11 protein-coding genes, 1 tRNA gene and 2 pseudogenes are annotated in these 18,902 nt (G+C 40.0%); 12 read left to right on the top strand and 2 right to left on the bottom strand.

Translation table 11 applies throughout. The annotated features are described in order from the left end of the window. Window positions 1–295 precede the first annotated feature (295 nt). Window positions 296–5,611, bottom strand: coding sequence for a CHAT domain-containing protein (locus NMG86_RS14920; RefSeq protein WP_052338743.1), 5,316 nt, complete (start codon window positions 5,609–5,611; stop codon window positions 296–298). Between the two features lie 125 nt (window positions 5,612–5,736). On the opposite strand from NMG86_RS14920, the gene coaE reads away from it, so the two are divergent. From coaE to NMG86_RS14890, 6 genes and pseudogenes are all read left to right on the top strand, one after another. After that, window positions 5,737–6,378 (top strand): dephospho-CoA kinase, encoded by a 642-nt coding sequence (coaE, locus tag NMG86_RS14915; protein ID WP_026786302.1) that lies wholly within the window; start codon window positions 5,737–5,739, stop codon window positions 6,376–6,378. Window positions 6,379–6,445: 67 nt separating this feature from the next. Beyond that, the gene (psb28, locus tag NMG86_RS14910; protein WP_026786303.1) at window positions 6,446–6,796 is read left to right on the top strand and encodes a photosystem II reaction center protein Psb28; all 351 of its coding nucleotides are present in this window, start codon (window positions 6,446–6,448) and stop codon (window positions 6,794–6,796) included. A 292-nt stretch (window positions 6,797–7,088) separates the two neighbouring features. Then, window positions 7,089–7,535, top strand: a complete 447-nt coding sequence (locus NMG86_RS14905) for a T3SS (YopN, CesT) and YbjN peptide-binding chaperone 1 (RefSeq protein WP_026786304.1) — start codon at window positions 7,089–7,091, stop codon at window positions 7,533–7,535. A gap of 270 nt (window positions 7,536–7,805) precedes the next feature. Further along, window positions 7,806–7,988, top strand: a pseudogene (locus NMG86_RS14900) (AAA family ATPase); the annotation flags it as partial. Next, window positions 7,979–8,161: pseudogene (locus tag NMG86_RS14895) on the top strand (CapA family protein); the annotation flags it as partial. The pseudogenes NMG86_RS14900 and NMG86_RS14895, both read left to right, overlap by 10 nt. A 557-nt stretch (window positions 8,162–8,718) precedes the next feature. Further along, window positions 8,719–10,557, top strand: a complete 1,839-nt coding sequence (locus NMG86_RS14890) for an AAA family ATPase (RefSeq protein WP_026786305.1) — start codon at window positions 8,719–8,721, stop codon at window positions 10,555–10,557. Here NMG86_RS14890 and NMG86_RS14885 read toward each other — a convergent pair. Continuing rightward, window positions 10,541–10,702, bottom strand: coding sequence for a ribbon-helix-helix protein, CopG family (locus NMG86_RS14885; RefSeq protein WP_144018149.1), 162 nt, complete (start codon window positions 10,700–10,702; stop codon window positions 10,541–10,543). The two genes, NMG86_RS14890 and NMG86_RS14885, sit on opposite strands and share 17 nt — an antisense overlap. Before the next feature lie 647 nt (window positions 10,703–11,349). Between NMG86_RS14885 and NMG86_RS14880 the strand changes: the two genes are divergently transcribed. The 6 genes from NMG86_RS14880 (at window position 11,350) to NMG86_RS14855 (ending at window position 18,900) form a co-directional block, all read left to right on the top strand. Then, window positions 11,350–13,338, top strand: a complete 1,989-nt coding sequence (locus NMG86_RS14880) for a CapA family protein (protein ID WP_052338742.1) — start codon at window positions 11,350–11,352, stop codon at window positions 13,336–13,338. A 69-nt stretch (window positions 13,339–13,407) separates the two neighbouring features. Next, window positions 13,408–14,301 (top strand): aldose epimerase family protein, encoded by an 894-nt coding sequence (locus NMG86_RS14875; RefSeq protein ID WP_026786306.1) that lies wholly within the window; start codon window positions 13,408–13,410, stop codon window positions 14,299–14,301. A gap of 71 nt (window positions 14,302–14,372) precedes the next feature. Continuing rightward, window positions 14,373–14,444: transfer RNA gene (locus NMG86_RS14870), tRNA-Lys, on the top strand. 65 nt (window positions 14,445–14,509) lie between these two features. After that, a complete protein-coding gene (locus tag NMG86_RS14865; protein WP_026797958.1) occupies window positions 14,510–14,950 on the top strand; it encodes a hypothetical protein in 441 nt (146 codons plus the stop codon). Further along, window positions 14,934–15,782 carry a hypothetical protein gene (locus tag NMG86_RS14860; protein WP_026797957.1) on the top strand — a complete coding sequence of 283 codons (849 nt, stop codon included), beginning with the start codon at window positions 14,934–14,936 and terminating at the stop codon, window positions 15,780–15,782. The genes NMG86_RS14865 and NMG86_RS14860 overlap by 17 nt, the downstream gene beginning before the upstream one ends. Before the next feature lie 1,507 nt (window positions 15,783–17,289). Then, window positions 17,290–18,900 (top strand): group II intron reverse transcriptase/maturase, encoded by a 1,611-nt coding sequence (locus NMG86_RS14855; protein WP_043937032.1) that lies wholly within the window; start codon window positions 17,290–17,292, stop codon window positions 18,898–18,900. Window positions 18,901–18,902: the final 2 nt, after the last annotated feature.

The following is an 18,902-nucleotide window of genomic DNA, read 5'->3' as shown; positions in this document are numbered from 1 at the left end:
TTGAAATCTGGAAAGAACGATATTTTAATCCCGCAGCACAAGGAGGTCGTCCTGGTAGACCTGGAGGTTCTCAACAGGTAGCAGCCCGTCAAGCATTAGTGAATGAAGGGTTTAAGAATGTTGAAAATTAGATTGTTTAGAATCTTATTTAGCTAAAAATTTATCAGGTATTATTTATGCACCGGATCAAGGATTTTTTGACAGTAATCTCAAACTATTTTATGATATAATATTGCCAACAAATCAAACTAATCAGAATATTACGCTGAGTCAACTATGAACTGTTATAATACTGTTACCAAGGACTACCAATTAAAGTAAAACCCGCCCAATAAAAAGGATGAGATAAATTAACATTTCCCCGGGAAGCAATTTCTGGAGGAAGGGGAATTTTAGCGGTATTAGTTCCAGTTTCATTGATTAAATAACCCTGTTCTAAACGAACTTTTCCCTGTAACATTCCGAGTTGAGCTTGTCGTAGGGCTTCTGCTTTAATCGGACTGGTTGATAGGGCTTGATAAAAGGTATTCATTAACCCTAAAGTTCCCGCATCACTAACATACCATAAACTAGCTAAAGCCGATTTAACCCCGGCTTGAACCGCTAACCCTGCAAACCCTAATTCCGCTTTTTCATCCCCTACGGCTGTTGTACAAGCACTCAAAACCAATAATTCTACAGGGGGTTGATTTAACTTGAGGTTTCTGAGTTGATTTAACCGTAATTTTTGATCCCAAAATTGAATATAAGATTGGTCAGACCCTCCGGTTTGAAATTCTCCATGGGTGGCTAAATGCACAATTGAAAATTGATTTTGACTGCGCTGAGATGTAAGATTGTCAACGGTAAAATTCTCGTTCAAAAATGATTTTCCTTGCCAATTGTTATGATTAATAATTAAGTCTAATTCCATCGGGACTGCGGGTAGAGGGAGTTGATTTGAATGGGGAAAATTAGAGGCTCCCATTGCTAATACTTTAGAGTTTTTAATATTAACATAGCGAGTATCTGTTAAACTTAAACTAGGAATTAGTCCTAAACTATAGCGTTCTAATAAAAATTGTTTCCCATCATATAAGGCGGCTAAGGGTAGGGTTCTTAATCCCGTATCCATTGAAAAGACTAGGGTATTAATTCCCTCGGCTTCTAATTGGCTTTCCAGAGGTTCAATTAACCATTTATATAATTGTTTGCCATTTTCTTTATAGCGGGTATCTTCTAAATTTTCGGGCGAACGAATTTGATTAGAAAAAGTTCTAGCGGTTTTTAATACCGTTTCTCGCGGAACTGGAATACTTTTAAATATCGGTTGTCCATCGGGTAAAATCAACCTTAATTCTAATTGATTCGATTGACTGGATACATAGATAATGGCGGTTTTATATCCGGTTAATTTATAGATTTCATTTAAGGTTTTACGAATACTTTGATCCGTAAGGGTTGTATTATTTGAGTTTGAACCTAAATAGTTAGAAAATTCAATTCCTCGAAATGTATCAATTTGAGCCAAGGAGGAAATCACGGAACCGGAAGCAATTTGATCCATTGGAATGGTGGGAGTATTGAGGGGAATAATAGGGGTTTCTAAGGGTTCGTTGGGATTAGATGAAATATCCGAGGTATTTTCTAGTACAGCATCCGATGTTAAATCGGTTAAAACAGGTGTGGTATTCTCGGTTTTAGGGGGTATGGTTGAGGTTTGGGTTTCTTGATTCGTCCCTTTTAATTCGGAATTAATTTGATTAATAATAGTCTGGGTTTCTCCGGTTGATTGATTAGAATTTGAGGAAGAATTATTAGTAGGTAAAAGACTCACCAAATTGCCATCAGTAATTGCTCCAGCCGTCCCATTTAAAAGGGGATTTCCCACGGAAAAAGGAATATTACCACATTCAGCAGTGCTACAATGGTCGCCTCCTTGTTGAATAACAATCGAACCACCTTTTTCTCCTCCTACGCTGGAAATACTGGCGTTGATTTGATTACGACTATTAAAAATTCCCGTGGCTCTAAATAATCCATGAGTTGAAATTCCAATATCGCCGCCTTGAGTTTCTCCTTCCCCCCGCAGGGAAACTACATCAATATCTTGACCAGCATTTAATGAAATATTGCCACTTTTTCCATCGGAAGAACTAGCGTTAATTCGTCCAGTATTAATGCTAGAACCTGCAATGATAAAAATATTTCCTCCCCCTCTAATTCCGGCTGAATTTATGTTTCCTGACTGTATTATTCCCGTCGTACTATTCAAATTAATTCCTCGATAGGCTTTAATATCTCCGGTGGTGATGTTTCTATTTGCTAATAATTCAATAGCGATGGAGTCGCCCACTAAGGATGAATTAAAAATCTGACCGTTGACTCTGATTCCCCCATTTCGACTGATTAAATTAATATCTTGACTATTTAATAAAACATTACTATTTTTATTGCTATTATCCTGGGCAATAGCACGAATTTCTCCCGTTTCAATCTGACCTAATGCCGATATATTAATATTGCCACTTCTTTGATTTTCTGATAATAATTGTAAAGATCCTGTCCGAATTTCTCCTTGAGAACTGGTGAGTTGAATGGTTCCCCCTTGGGTCATAATATCTCCAATTAAAATATTTGATCCGGCGGTTAAGGTGACTGAGCTATTATCAACTCCCGTAATTCGACCAGTTCCAATAATAGATTGTGCTTGTAAATTAAGCGGATCATAAACCGTAAAATCTCCGTATAAATTTAAGGTATTTGTACTATCTACTCGGCCAATTCTAATTTGACTAAATCCATTCGTTAAGGTTTCTAAATCCCGACTACTCATATCAAAACTAGAGGCATTTTCTGTTCCCCCTAATGTCATAGCTTGGGTGTTCCGACTAGGTTGTAAAATTAGAACTCCTGAACCCTGAACAGAATTTAGTCCTCCTAATAAATTTACTTCTGTTCCGGTTAAATTAATTGTAGCAGAGCCAGAATTTCCCGTTGATAACTGTTCAGTATAAATAGTTCCAGATTCACTGGTAATCGAAATATTACCACCGTTTGTGAGTAGGTTGCCCAAGGTAATATTTTCTAATGCCGATAGTTTTAAACTGGCATTATCTAAACCAGTAACGGTATAAAATTGTTCTCGAAATGGTATTCCACTAGCAATTATACCTTGGGGAGATTGGATGATAACGGGATCTTTGAATGCAATATTTCCAGCGATAAAAATAGTTCCGTTTCCTTGATTTCCTCCGATAATAATTTCTTTAAATCCATTTTCTAAACTGTTTAAATCACGAGAGGTTAAATTTAATGTGAGTTCCGAGTTATTGTCTTGACCTGCGATTTCAATATCTTGAGCCACCGTTGCGGGTTGTAAGACAATTTGACCTTGACCTTGAATTGAGTTTTCACCCCCGGTGAAATTAATTTCATCACTGGTAATTTCAATATTTCCTGTGGCGGGTTCTAAATGATCAAATGTTCCGGTTCGTAGTCCTTTAGTTTCAACTTTTAACTCAGCATTCAGAATAATATTTCCTCCGGTTTCTTTGCCTCTTGTATCAATTAAATCTGTTGTTAAAGTTCGAGGAGTATTAACTAAAATATTCCCCCCCGAACCTTCACTAGAAGTCGCATCAATACTATAAGAATTTCCCTCTAAAATAATATCTCCCCGTAAACTTGTGAAGGTAATATCTCCCGATTTACTACTACTAGAGGTATTAATACTGTTAGTTTGAATGCGGTTTGATGCGTTAAGATATATATTACCTCCAGTGCCATTTCCCATCGCGCGGGTTGAGAGGGTATTAGTAATAATATCTCGGTCGCTTTTAAGGGTTATATTCCCGCCTTGGGTATTCGCAGAAGTCGATAGGTTTTCAGTCCGAATCCCCCCATTATTGGTTGTTGTTAGGTCTAAATTTCCCCCTTGGGTAATAATATCTCCCGTGAGTAAATTCACCCCGGTAATTACAATTGCAGCGCCGGAAGTCTGGAGAGTATTTCCTGAATTTATAGTAAAATTACCACTCCCAGATTTATCTGCATCGGCGGTAAAAGTTAAGGTTCCAGTGGTAGCCGGAAAGTTTAATTTATTGTCAGTTAGGTTGCCAATATTAATACTATTTTTTGCTTCTATAAATACATTTGCTGTTAGGGCAAGATTTTCTAAAGTTTGCTGGGATAGGTTAATATTTTCTTGGGTTTTATCTTGATTACCGATGTTTATTTCCGGTGCATTAATTATTAAATTCCCAGGAATTGAATTAGTTGTTTTTAGGTTAATATTTCCAGCTATATTTAGATTATTTTGACTAAAAATAGTGGCAAATCCTCCCAATCTTTCAGTTGTGTTAGGATTAGAAAATCCTTGGGCACTAATATTCCCAAAAAATTCGGTTGAATCTTTGGCTCCAATAATTATTCGTCCCCCATTTCCATCGGTTAAGCCATCGGCTATAATCGTAGATTGATCATTAATTAATGTGCGGGAAGCCGTGGGCAAAAGACTATTTTCTTGATAATTACTTCCAATTCGGACGATTCCGCCTCCATTCACACCAGAAGCATCAATTTCCGAATTAAATAAATGAATATTATTGCCAATAATATTAACTTGAGGAAGATTTGATGAAGATGAGTTAAAATTGGTATTTCTGGTATTCAAAAAACCAGAAATTAAAGCCCCCCCGCCTTGAGGAGAAAATGGTGTATTAGAATTAGTTAATTCTACGCTTCCATCGGATAAAATATTAACACTAGAGGCTTGATTATTTTGTGAATTTCCTGTCAATAATTTGGGTAAGTCTAGGGGACTAATTACGGATTCATTATTCTCAAGACTGGGGGTAACGGTTTCAATTTCTAAGTTGAGTAAATATCCGGTTTGACTAATTCTAACTAAATTATTTCCTTCAATAGCTGCAATGGTAATTTGTCCTGCGGGTGCATTCAATGTTCCGGTATTAATAACGTTTCCCCCAATTAAGGTTAAGGTTTGTCCTTGGGAAACCGTAAGTTCTCCAGAATTAACAATATTACCCGGGTTGGATGTGGAGAAAAGAAAACTATTGGGTTCCCCTGAAAGGCTATTATAATCATTAGAATTTAAGCTATTAAATAAACCGGAATTAAATCCTATACCTGTAGCGGTTGTGGCGGTAAATGCACCCGGAACATCTAAACGTGCTTCCGACCCAAAAATAATTCCAGAGGGATTTAAAATAAATAGGTTAGAATTGCCTCCGGTCACTTTAATTAACCCTTCAATTAAGGAAGGTTGTCCGCCCACGACACGGCTAAAAATATTTTGAATGGAATTATTAGAAACAAAATTAGCAATCTGACCCGGCGGCACATTAAATTGTGTAAAACTATGAAATAAATTTCTCCCATCTCCCGACTGTTGACCTCCGGTAATATCCACACGATTATTAACGGAATTAGTCAGGGTATTTGTACTATTAGGTTCGGGAACAATTGATTGGGCTAAAACTTGATTTATGGGAAAACTAATTTTAAGATTATTACTCAAAAAATTAGGGAAATCACCCATCCCCACCGTCCAAAATCCAGTTAAAGGTAGGGAGATGAAAATTAACTTAACAAAACGTCCAGGCTGCATAAGGGTTTATGCCTTGAATAAACAATTACCGAAAGGGAATCTACTATTTATTTTTTACAGAAGCCACCCAGATAGACTATTTCTATTACTATTATGAATAGTATTATAGATTTAAAAACAGGATTATGCGTTTAATTGGTCTTACCGGAGGGATAGGAAGCGGAAAAACGACCGTATCCAACTATCTTATCACGACCTACCGACTCCCCATTTGGGACGCGGATTTATATGCGAGAGAGGCAGTGGAACCCGGTTCACCTGTTCTCAAACAAATTGTTGACCGCTATGGGAGGGATATTCTACTTTATAATGGTAACTTAAATCGGCAGAAATTGGCTAGTCTGATTTTCTCAGACTCATCGGAGCGAACCTGGCTAGAGCAACAGATACACCCCTTTGTGCGCCATTGTTTTGTTAACAATATTAAACAATTAAAAGCTCAAAAAATCCAGAATCCCGATGGCAACCCTTACGCTGACGGGGTTTTAGTGATTCCGTTATTATTTGAATCGCAAATGACGGATTTAGTCACGGAAATTTGGGTTGTCTATTGTCCTCTTGAACAGCAATATTTGAGGTTAATAGAAAGAGAAAAAATTAATTTTGGTCGACTTTTAACCACCGAAGAAGCTGAAGCTAAAATTAATAGCCAAATGTCTTTAGCAGAAAAATGTAAACAAGCAGATATAATTTTATACAATTCTTCAACCCCAGCAGAACTTTTTAAACAAGTGGATGCAGCAATTCGAGGGCAAAATATCCCCTAAAACTAGAAAAGAGTTGAGGTTTTCCTAAAAATAGGATAAAATCAAGGAAAAGCAGAGAGGAAAAATCATGACAACCTCTGTACAGTTTATTGATGGATTAGATGAAGAAATTAGCGGGATTAGTCTGCGGAAACGCAAAGACTCCAAAACTAAAATTGTGGTCTTGCTATTTGAGCGTCTTCAAGCGATAGAAAGACTAAGAGCCTATCGGAAACAAATCACTAATTTGTGGTTACGCGATGAAGAAGGACAAATCAAAGTTACCCCCAGCAATGTCAAGTTCTTCTATGCAGAAAATGAGGATCTTTCTAAGGTTGAATGTTACTTTGAAGTATACTCAGAAGACATTTTTGAGCGAGTCATGCGGTTTTTAAATCGTTATGCTGATGAGAATGGATTCCAATTTCAGTCTACCTAAAAAATCAGAACGCGCCAGAGCGCGTCCTAAATCCTATTTTTCCAATTGTTTCAACGCTTGAAACGTGGCAAAGAAAAAGCCCAATGAACCTAACACAGTAATCACTTGAGCAATTAATTTAGCATTAGTGATTGCAATTTCATCCATGGTTTACCCTCCAATCAAACTCAACTTCAGATTCACTATTTTTAGTGTAACCGAGTTTCAGCGTGTTGAGAAATAATACAAACTCTGTTTCTAGTGACCCCAAAGATGTTAAAACTGAGGAAAAAGTTCAGGGAGAATGCTAAAAATGCAATTTCAAACCGCAATCCAAGAAGCCTGTTATAACAAAATTGCCACCTGGATGAGAGAATTATATGGCAAATTTCCTTGTGCTAGAGAAGACGTACCCGGATTAGCAATGGTCATGGGTTCAGCATTAGTTGAGGTATTTGTATTCCCTTGGGAAAAAGATGATGCCATTATTAATGCTCGGTCTTATGTGGTGACAGATGTAGAACTTTCTCCAGATTTATTACATTTTCTCCTACGAGAAAATAATATTATGAGGTTTGGAGCTTTTGGGATTGATGAACACGGGGATATTATTTTTGAGCATACTATTGTTGGTTCTACTTGTGATAAATTAGAACTAGAAGCCTCAGTTAATGCAGTGTTAGAAATTGCCGATGATTATGATGATAAAATAGTAGAACGTTGGGGAGGAAGACGGGCTTTAGATCGGATTTCAAGTTAAAAATAATGATAGCTGGGAATTGGGAACAGGGAACAGACTTTACCACAAGTGGTTTGCTGGATTAGTTTTTGTCAAATACCCAATTTAGATGCGCTCCGAAGATTATATAGCGCTACGCATTACAGTTAGGACACTTTTTATTCCTGAAACCCTTTCACTGCTTACTGTTCCCTGTTCCCTGTTCCCTAGTGGGTAGCACTATAACAGTTTTATGGGTGGTTTTAATTATTTTTTTTAGTTATAATTAACTTAAATAAATCCGCCCGTAATCCTATAAAACGTCCTGAATTGTTACCAAAATTAGGCTTAGAACCCCCCCGTGGCGTATTATTTGTTGGCCCACCCGGAACGGGTAAAACCCTAACCGCCAGGGCTTTTGCAGAAGAATTAGGAGTCAGTTATATTGCTATTGTCGGCCCAGAAGTTATGGGCAAATATTATGGGGAAAACGAATTGCCTATTTAGGCTATTACGATGCCGACTTTCATGCTGCTACTGAGAGTTTAGCCGGAACCAATCCCCGTTATGATGAGCGGGTAGCCGCCGATATTAAAGCCATTCGAGATCAGGTGGATTGGGTGGTGGTTAACTACCATTGGGGCGTAGAACTGGCGGAATATCCGGGGACTAATGTTTGAAATCCTTGGTTTCTGATGGGTCGGGGTCTATGTCACAGACTGAATCCCCCTTACCCCCTAAATTAGAAACTAAATGCGATGAATACGGGAAAATTATTGACCTATCTCAAGCCTGGAGCCATTTGTGAGATGCTCGTTCACCTGAACGCAACATTTTTTTAAGAAACCCCTTGCCAACCCCAAAGTGTTGTGTTACTATTAGAAGTTGTGCGTGAGAAAAGTACAAAACGCGCGGGTCGGATTTCAAGTTAAAAATAATGATAGCTGGGAATTGGGAACAGGGAACAGGGAACAGACTTTACCACGAGTGGTTTACTGGATTAGTTTTTGTCAAATACCCAATTTAGATGCGCTCCGAAGATTATATAGCGCTACGCATTACAGTTAAGACACTTTTTATTCCTGAAACCCTTTCACTGCTTACTGTTCCCTGTTCCCGAGTGCTACGCACTATAACAGTTTTATGGTGGTTTTGATTATTTTTTTTAGTTATAATTAACTTGAATAAATCCGCCCGTAATCCTATTTTTTAATCAGGTTTTAAAATGACTAATTTATTTGATGGGTTTGATCAATTATTTGAACTAGCAAAAACCTTAGATGAAAAAATCAAAAGTGGAGAAATTAAAACCAACGTACAAATCGGTTCTCGTACCAGTATTCCTAGACAGGGGAATATACCAAAAAACAATACAGAATTCCGTTCTGTAATTATTACTCCTCCATCGGTGGAAACCCCCTCAGAAACCCCTAATTTTTCCCCTCAAAATTTCCATCTCCCATGCAATATTTCAGAAGTGGGGGGGTTAGGAGATGTGATTCAACAATTACGAGAATTAGTAGAATTGCCTTTAAAACGTCCTGAATTGTTAGCAAAATTAGGCCTAGAACCCCCTCGCGGCGTATTATTTGTCGGGCCCCCAGGAACGGGTAAAACCCTAACCGCCAGGGCTTTTGCAGAAGAATTAGGAGTCAGTTATATTGCTATTGTCGGCCCGGAAGTTATGGGCAAATATTATGGGGAAGCGGAAGCCAAATTAAGACAAATTTTTGAGAAAGCCGCGAAATCAGCCCCTTGTATTATTTTTATTGATGAAATTGATAGTTTAGCCCCCCATCGTTCCCAAGTGGAAGGGGAAGTGGAAAAACGATTAGTGGCTCAATTATTAGGCTTAATGGATGGTTTTGCCAAAACCCCAGGAGTGATTGTTTTAGCCTCAACAAATCGCCCCGATGCTATTGACCCAGCCCTACGACGTCCGGGCAGATTTGATAAAGAAATTCGCTTTCGAGTTCCTGATAGAAATGGGCGCTTAGAAATCCTTACTATTCTAACACAATCCATGCCCTTAAAAACAGTTAATTTAGAAGAAATTGCCGATTTATCTGTGGGATTTGTCGGGGCAGATTTAAAAGCTACTTGTCAAGCCGCCGCCTATACCGCTTTACGTCGTCAGGTTCCCTCTTTAGAAGCGACCGTTCCCGATCAATTATATATTAATCAACAGGATTTTATCACCGCTTTAACGGAAATTAAGCCTTCAGTTTTGCGGTCGGTAGAAGTGGAAAATCCTAATATTTCATGGGAAGAAATTGGCGGTTTAGAGAGTATTAAACAAACCTTACAGGATTCCGTAGAAGGTCAGTTACTTTACCCGGAATTATATCAACAAACCGGAGCCAAAGCCCCCCGTGGAATCTTACTTTGGGGGCCACCCGGAACGGGTAAAACCTTATTAGCAAAAGCGATCGCATCCCAATCTAGGGCTAATTTTATTGCGGTGAATGGGCCGGAATTATTAACCCGTTGGGTAGGAGCCGCCGAAGCCGCTGTTCGAGAATTATTTGCGAAAGCCAGACAAGCCTCTCCCTGTGTTATTTTTATTGATGAAATTGATAGTTTAGCTCCGATTCGTGGGGCTTATCTGGGAGATTCAGGGGTAAGCGATCGCGTTGTAGGGCAATTATTAACGGAATTAGACGGGTTACAAAATAGTTCTGAAGTCTTATTAATTGGGGCAACAAATCGCCCCGAAGCTATCGATCCAGCCCTCTTGAGATCGGGAAGATTAGATTTACAATTAAAAGTCGATTTACCCGATATTAATAGTCGTTTAGCGATCCTGAAAGTTCATAATAAAAACCGTCCTTTAGTTGATATTAATTTAACAAATTGGGCAACGGAAACTGAAGGTTGGAATGGGGCAGATTTAGCATTATTAAGTAATCAAGCCGCCTTAGAAGCCATCCGTCGCTATCGTCGCCAAGGGTTAACTGATCCGAAAGAAATTTCGATTACGACCGAAGATTTCCGTTTAGGATATGAAGGATTGATCTTACAACAACCTCGCACAAAGCCCACGCACTTCAGTCGTGGGATGTAGTGCGACCCCCTAAAGGGGGTGTGAGGGTTTTAATGTAATCCCTAAGAACTTCAGCCATTGATAATCCTTCTGATTCAGCATGACTTTTGAGACGTTCATATTCTTTCTCGTTAACATTAAACTGAATTTTCTTTTCCCTTGACATACTCTATTTAAGACTCTATTATCAGAGTATAGCAAGGATGTTCCTCGCTTATCTGGTCAGATGTTCTGACCTCCTTAAAAACAAGTTGTCAATGGCGAGAAAAAGGCAACCACTGTGATTATCCCTGTTGACTACAGAAAGCTCCGAAAAATCTTGGCAGAGCCAAAGACTGTAATAGTCGTGTGCCGTCAATTGGGACGAGGTACTTGGCATTCCTCAGAGTCTCGTACTCTCCTCTAATATTGCTGTGAAGCAATTCTGGAAACAGTAGGGGGCAACTCCATGAATACCGAGCAATCGGGGCTAGACAGGAGAATCCAACGCGGTTCACCCGTGGGAGTGTCAAATCGAACTCAATCCAAACCCTAACCAAAACTTTAAGCTGTATTCCCTAACCTAATTATTCTGGATGTTGGCGGCAGGGTGCAACCTGAGAGTTTATCCTATATTAGAAGCCTGTAGCCACTATTTGATTAGTAGTTACGAATAGATGTTGTAGGTAGACTAGAAATTCCTAAATCTATTCCTATGGCTACCATTTTTGATAAAATCTAATGATCAACGACTCGCTAGGGTCAGGGTTAAGGTGATCTTTATATTAAACTGAACCGCAAGCAAAATTTCTATAGGGAGAGGATAGTATTTTTATGGTTTATGCAGAATATTTAGGTCAACCTTCTATTTTTGAATTAGCCCGGACTGGAGACCTAAGGGCAATTAGCGATTTAATTAATACCTATCTCAGACCTGAAGGGATCTCAGCGAGAGTCGCGCCCCCCGATCATAAAGGCTGTTTACCCGTCCTGGTTGAATTTCAACAGGAAGCCATGAATGAGGGCATTGTTAAGTTTATCTGTCACTTGCTGTGGAAACTCAACGCCCCTAACCTAGAAGGAGTAAAAATTGCCGCCCGGTATCAAGGAGATGGGGAGATTCTCTGGAAACAATCGGTACGGCTAGTGACTCCAGCCAATCAAGTTTATCGAAGCAAAGGACAAGCATACCGACGGTGGTTAAATCTGGACGGGATTAAATTTAAAACCCTGCGGTTAATGTTTATGATGGGTTCGGCCGTTTCTGCCTTTGTATTGGGCTGTTGGGTGAGTTACTACGAAGTTAACGCCCAACAACTCCCCCTATCCAACCCTCAAGAAAAGGTAGTGATGGTCGCACCGCCACCAAAACGCCATGATACCGTGCAAGCCGCCTTAGAAGTAGTTCCAGTGGTACAACAGGAACAAGTCAAAAATCCCCAAGATCCTACGGTGACTTTAGTATTTGGGGGAGATGTCACCCTGTCCGATCACTTTGAAGATGTGATTGGGACGAACTACTCCCTACCCTTTGCCCAACTCCCCGAATATCAGGATGCCGATGTGGCTATGGTGAATTTAGAAAATCCCCTCACCCGTTCTACCCTACGCCGTCCTAACAAACAATTTAATTTTAAAGCCGATCCAGAATCCGTAAAAGTATTAACAGAAGGGGGGATTGATATTGTCAATCTCGCTAATAATCATACGATGGACTATGAGGAACCGGGGCTAGTGGAAACCATCGCAACTTTAGACCAAGCTGGGATTAAAACGGTGGGGGCAGGTCGAGATATTAAAGAAGCTCGTCGGCCCACGATTATTGAAGTTAAAGGTCAACGAATTGCCTATTTAGGCTATTACGATGCCGACTTTCATGCTGCTACTGAGAGTTTAGCCGGAACCAATCCCCGTTATGATGAGCGGGTAGCCGCCGATATTAAAGCCATTCGAGATCAGGTGGATTGGGTGGTGGTTAACTACCATTGGGGCGTAGAACTGGCGGAATATCCGGGGGACTGGCAAATTGACCTGGCCCGATTTACCATTGATCAAGGAGCCGATGTGGTGATTGGTCATCATCCCCATACCCTACAGGGTGCAGAAATTTATAAAGGTCGGCCGATTGTTTACTCCCTGGGGAATTTTATTTTTGGGGGAAATAGTCGCGCGGACTATGAAACTGCTGTGCTTAGAGTTGCCCTAAATGCTAACCATCAAATGAAGGTCGAGTTTTTACCAGTAGAAGTGACCCAATATCAAGCTAAGGTGATATCAACTAAAAAAGGCGAGGATATTATTAAACGGGTGGGGCGACTCTCACAAATTTTTGATCAGCCCATGCAGTCCTCCGTCGTCTTAGACACCCCCCAACGACAGATTAAACAGGTGGATGCAGCCTTAACCGAACCGACTTTACCCTTAGTGACGGAACCTAAGCCAGAAAGTCCACCTACTGCGACGGAGATAGTCCCATCGGAACCCCCGAAAACACTGTTCTCCGAACCCATGCAGTCTCCAGTTTCTGAGGGGTCGGGGTCTATGTCACAGACTGAATCCCCCTTACCCCCTAAATTAGAAACTAAAACGGAAACCCAGGATGACCTCAAACCCTATATTGATCAACCTTTTATTAAAGATCCGTTTATCTCCCTTCCTTCTTTTCCCCAGGCTCCCGTCCCTAGCACCCAAAGTTATAGGGGTTCCAACTCCCCAATTTCGTTTCAAATTGCTATTCCTAAACAGCAATCTGTGAGCACGGGATCTCATGCTGAAATTGATCTTCCTTTGAAACATCGAGAGCTTGATCAAGTCATAGGCTAAGATCCTAACGGTCACCCACTGAGTGAATTTGTTTACCTGTCCAAAGTTTATTTATTCCTAACTATTACTGTGTTTGCGATCGCACTGAAACCCCATCAACAATATAAAACCTACGTCCTGTCTGACCCGGCTACCCAGTCGAGCCTAGAAGTTGTACCCGAACGGGGCGGAATCATTACCCGTTGGCAAGTCGAGGGTCAGGATTTACTGTATTTAGATAGTGAACGGTTTGCTAATCCTGAGTTAACGGTACGGGGCGGAATCCCGATTTTATTCCCCATTTGTGGGAATTTACCCGATGATACCTACACCTATCAGGGTCAAAAGTATACCCTCAAACAACATGGTTTTGCTCGAAATTTGCCCTGGACAGTAGCACAACAGGCGACAAATCAGGGGGCTGCGATTACCTTGGTCTTGACAAGTAATCCCCAAACCCGTTCCGTTTATCCCTTTGATTTTGAAGTGGAGTTTACCTATACCCTCAAAGGTAACTCTTTACAAATTTTCCAACGTTATACGAACCTCTGCGGGACAACCGATAGTCTACCCGCCCAGACCATGCCCTTTTCCACGGGGTTACATCCTTATTTCCTAGCGGGAGATAAGGAGCAATTGGCTTTTGAAATTCCGGCGATGCAGTATCGAGATCAACGCACCCAGAAAAACCATGTGTTTACGGGGCGGTTTGATCCATTGGAGGAGGAAATAGACGGTCTGTTTAATCCCCTCACCGGGTTAGCCACCACCACCATTGATCACAGTCGTCGCTCTAAAATTATTATGGGCTATAGTTATGCCTATTCTAGTGTGGTCTATTGGACAGTCAAGGGCAAAGATTACTATTGTTTGGAACCTTGGACAGCCCCCCGCAATGCGATGAATACGGGAAAATTATTGACCTATCTCAAGCCCGGAGCCAGTTGTGAGATGCTCGTCCACCTGAATGCAACATTTTTTTGAGAAACCCCTTGTCAACCCGAAAGTGTTGTGTTACTATTAGAAACTGTGCGTGGGAAAAGTACAAAACGCGCGGGTCGCTAACTCAATGGTAGAGTACTCGGCTTTTAACCGATTTGTTCCGGGTTCGAGCCCCGGGCGACCCATTTTTAAGGTATGATAATGACGAGTTACTCATCATTTGATTATCCGTTTGTAGGGAAATTTAATAATGTTTAAGTCTTGTCGGAAACCATTAGTAATTCTTATTTCAAGTTTGTTTCTACTCATTCATTCAGGATTTATAGAAACAGCCAAAGCTTTAGCAGATCCGATAACGCCAATAAATGCTAACTCACCTGCTGTAATTTTAGCTAGTGACCCAACTCTACTCAGTAATATGGGTCAAGTCTTCGAGGATACGAAAAAAGGATCTTTCAATCTGATAAAAGGATCACAAGGTTTTATCGGAGAACAACTTCAACACGGATCAGAACTTTCCCAAAAAGTCAACGAGCTTACAAGAAAGCAGCTTGAAATTGGAAGCCGTTTAAGTGCTGAAGCAAAATCTTTATTAAATCAGATCAATCTATCACAGATAATCACCGATGTTAGTGGTGCAATCGAGGGAGATGTTGCTCGATTGCAAACAAGCTATGCAAGACCTAAGTAATTTTGTGGGTAGCAGTCAGTTTGTCGAAACTACTAAGAATGTTTTAGAACAGCAAAACATTGCTAAAGACCAGGTTTTAGAAGAAACGGCTCAACTACTTTATGCCAAGGCTGAATTAGGAAAACAGATTCTTGCCAACACCCAAACTACATTAGGAAATACTTTTATTTCATCGAATCAAATCTTGAAAGATGCAAGTAAAGTTAGTGGGGATCAATTAAAGTACGGTCAACAGCTAGTTCAAGACTTTGGAAACAACCTTCAAGCAATTGACTACGCAGATATTTCCAACAAAACTAACTCATTTTTAGCTAACATTAATATTCCGGTCAATCAACTGGTTTTGGACTCTATATCTTTTGCGGGTGAACAAGTGCTTGGAAAGAACAAACAACTCCGAAAAGATATGAAAGTTTTTCTACAATCAACTCCAGAAACTATGTGTCAATCTTATCTGGATAAAGTTCAAGGAGGTGATAGTTCCAGTTGGACGGCTATTGAAAAAGGTGCAGATGCAACAGTTGTAATACTTCGATCTGTAACAAGTGCTTCTGCTGCTGGTGCAGGAGCTTTGTCTGGTTATGCTGGAATTGCTTCTACTGTGTCTCAGTTGGGATTAGGTGGCTTAACTCAGTTAATAGCTGGCTGGTTGGGTAGCAGTGCAAGTGGAGCAGCAGCTACAGCAGTTGTGACTTCCGCCGTAGGTGGCCCTGCTGTCATGGGATTTCTATTAGTTGGAGGGACAGGTGCAGCTGTTTATGGTGGCTATCAAATTGGTAAAATAGTTATAGGAAACTACTTGCAAGAATGGGCTATAGCTAACTGTAAGTAATGCAAGTAAATTGATTGTGAGCATCAAAATCTGAGGCTTGACAAGTATTAGCCTTTGGACTCTCAAAGGCTCCTCATCTTTTCTATAGAGGGCATTGAAACGCTGATGACGAGCGATCGCAGAATTCCCAAAAGCCAACAGTGATACTTGACAAAAGTAACATTATGTGATAAACGAAAGTTCAAAACCGATACGAGGCAACAAGATCAATTGTTGTGAGCTTTTCTGGGCTTAACTTAGAGTGATTTTGAAGTTCCTTACCTGTAGCCATGGGATTGAAGCCCTGAAGGGCTTACTACGATTTTGAAGCCCTGAAAAGCTGACTTCCATGCTGGTTCACCAAATTTGACAAATTTCTGATCCGATCCACCGGAAATTACCAAATTGTCTTAATATTGTTTTAATTGTGCGAGACGTTCCTGTCAAAGTCTAGGGATAAAACCCAAAACGTAAACAGGGAGACAGGTATAGATAATTGGTACACAATAAATCCAATCGAGCCTGTCTTAACTTTGAAAATGTGACCTTAAAGGAAGGTCAATCTCGGAGTCAATGGTAGTAACTATTCTATGTGGTAGCCAACACCAAAGAGATATGGCAATTCCCACAGTGTCAGACTGATTATCAAAACACTGAAGCTGGGAATAACGGGAAATCGGGTATAAATCAAATACCTAAGAAGTTCTCTAGCTAATTGCCTAAGAATAACGAAAGTAAACATCCAACATGAACCGTCGTTACAATAAGGTAGCGAAATTGATTTGACCACGCTGCGTTCAAAAAGAACAAGGGGAAAAGGTAGAAAGTTCAACGAATTTCTACAAAAGGTAAGATTTTAATTAAAATACTTACTAAGACTCCCAAAAGTACCCCGGCGGATAGGATGACTCTAAAGGCAATAAACCCATTTTCAAGGAACTTTAAAACCCCTCATGTACTCCTACAGAGGTCGAATATTGTTAGGTAGCCACAAATCTAAGGCGGATGTTATGAGGGCGAGAGATGGAGTCAGAAGCCAATGCCTAAATGTAATGTTTAGGATACGCAGACAGATTCCGGTTTAGTTGTTAGGTAAGGTTGTTAACGTGCGATTCGTTTAACCTAAAATAAGCTGAAAAGTTTATGGGACGGTTAACCCAGTTGTTAAGACTGGTGATAACTGATTACATTTATGAGTGAGTCAGAAGTTCTGACAAGTCTCATCCCTCAAGTGCTGAGGTGAAAGCATAACCCCTAGTTTGTTCGGGTAGCAACCAACAGACTAAAGCGGGGTTAAAAGGTAGAACTACTGGTAGCCAAATCTGGTAACTATCGAGCAAAAAGTCCATGCGTAGCACAAGCAAAGATGTGTTTGAATCATCGTCACTTTAAATGGTGTAAAGGCTAAATCAATGGTAAATCCGTTGAAAAATACGGTAAGAATCCTAGATTAACACCAAGCCAAAAGGCAAAGATATGCAGACAGATACTCGGTAATTCCAAAGAAATAGAACAAGTAGCAATACAAATGTCTAAAACGCTGATTAAAACTCAGACGGTGGAATGGAAAGACCTTAACTGGCGCAAGCTGGAAAAGGTAACTTTCAAGTTGCAAAAGCGCATATTTCAAGCGAGTGAACGAGGCGATGTTAAAGCAGTTCGTAAACTTCAAAAGACCCTGATTAATTCCTGGTCAGCAAAATGTATTGCGGTTCGCCGGATAACACAAGATAACCAAGGTAAAAATACAGCCGGAGTGGACGGAATCAAAACACTGAATCCTAAACAACGTATGAACTTGGTAGGACGATTAAAGTTAACCAATAAGGTAAAACCAACTCGTAGAGTTAATATTCCCAAACCTGGTACAACCGAAACCCGTCCATTAGGAATACCCACAATCAACGACCGCGCATTGCAAGCGTTAGTAAAACTAGCGTTAGAACCAGAATGGGAGGCTAAATTTGAGCCAAACAGTTATGGTTTCAGACCAGGACGCTCATGCCACGATGCAATCGAAGCAATATTTCTTAGCATTAGAAGCAAATCTAAATTTGTACTCGATGCTGATATATCCAAATGCTTCGACCGCATAAATCACAAAGCATTAATCTCAAAAATTCACACATACCCTACATTAAGCCGTCAAATTCAAGCGTGGCTAAGAGCAGGGTACATGGACGGAAAAGAACTTTTTCCTAAAAACCTTAGTTTAATCCGTTACGCTGATGATTTCGTAATAATCCACGAGGATTTAAACGTAGTCAAAAAGTGTCAAGAGATAATTGTGGAATGGTTAATTGACATGGGATTGGAATTAAAACCAAGTAAAACAAGATTAACCCACACCCTCAAGGAAATCGAGGGAAACATTGGGTTTGAGTTCCTAGGGTTCCATATACAACAGTACAAAGTAGGTAACTACAAATGTGCTAAAAACCCTTATGGAAAATTATTAGGTTTTAAAACATTAATCACACCCTCAAAAACAAAAACTAAAACTCATCTTGTCAAAATAACTGATGTAATAGATACCCATAAGAACGCCCCACAAGCTGCTTTAATAGGCAAGCTAAATCCAATCATTAGGGGCTGGTCAAACTATTACTCAACTGTGATTAGCAAAGAAATCTTTTCAAAGGTTGACCATCTAATCTACGACAAGTTAAGAGCCTGGGCAAGAACGAGGGGAAAAGGGAGCATCAATAAAGACAAATACTGGAGAACAGTAGAAGACAGAAATTGGTGTTTCAGTACAGAAGATGGATTAGAATTACTCATCCACAAGAGTACGCCAATCGTAAGGCATACAAAGGTTAAAGGTGAGGCTAGTCCGTTCAATGGAGACTGGATTTACTGGAGTAAACGTAGAGGCGAATATCCTGAAACTCCTAACAGGGTTTCCAAATTAATCAAGAAACAAAAGGGTATTTGTTCTCACTGTGGTCTGTATTTTACAAGTACAGACATTGTAGAAGTTGACCATATTAAACCAAAATCATTAGGTGGAAAAGACACCTATGATAATCTTCAACTTTTACACAAACATTGTCACGACATAAAAACGGTTCATGATGGTTCTGCAACTAAAAGTAAGCAACTACCAATAGTTGAGAATTACGACCTCAATCCGTTTTAAAT

The organism is Planktothrix rubescens CCAP 1459/22, assembly GCA_904830895.1.
GTDB lineage: Bacteria > Cyanobacteriota > Cyanobacteriia > Cyanobacteriales > Microcoleaceae > Planktothrix > Planktothrix agardhii.
Note: the sequence above shows the minus strand (reverse complement) of the source record. Positions and strands in the feature narration are given on the sequence as shown.

What these genes read in the sequence shown, in the direction of transcription:
- NMG86_RS14905 (WP_026786304.1), top strand. Translation starts at nt 7,089, where the DNA reads ATGCAATTTCAAACCGCAATCCAAGAAGCCTGTTATAACAAAATTGCC.
- NMG86_RS14855 (WP_043937032.1), top strand. Translation starts at nt 17,290, where the DNA reads ATGTCTAAAACGCTGATTAAAACTCAGACGGTGGAATGGAAAGACCTT.
- psb28 (WP_026786303.1), top strand. Translation starts at nt 6,446, where the DNA reads ATGACAACCTCTGTACAGTTTATTGATGGATTAGATGAAGAAATTAGC.
- NMG86_RS14865 (WP_026797958.1), top strand. Translation starts at nt 14,510, where the DNA reads ATGTTTAAGTCTTGTCGGAAACCATTAGTAATTCTTATTTCAAGTTTG.
- NMG86_RS14920 (WP_052338743.1), bottom strand. Translation starts at nt 5,611, where the DNA reads ATGCAGCCTGGACGTTTTGTTAAGTTAATTTTCATCTCCCTACCTTTA.
- NMG86_RS14890 (WP_026786305.1), top strand. Translation starts at nt 8,719, where the DNA reads ATGACTAATTTATTTGATGGGTTTGATCAATTATTTGAACTAGCAAAA.
- NMG86_RS14885 (WP_144018149.1), bottom strand. Translation starts at nt 10,702, where the DNA reads ATGTCAAGGGAAAAGAAAATTCAGTTTAATGTTAACGAGAAAGAATAT.
- NMG86_RS14860 (WP_026797957.1), top strand. Translation starts at nt 14,934, where the DNA reads ATGCAAGACCTAAGTAATTTTGTGGGTAGCAGTCAGTTTGTCGAAACT.
- NMG86_RS14880 (WP_052338742.1), top strand. Translation starts at nt 11,350, where the DNA reads ATGGTTTATGCAGAATATTTAGGTCAACCTTCTATTTTTGAATTAGCC.
- coaE (WP_026786302.1), top strand. Translation starts at nt 5,737, where the DNA reads ATGCGTTTAATTGGTCTTACCGGAGGGATAGGAAGCGGAAAAACGACC.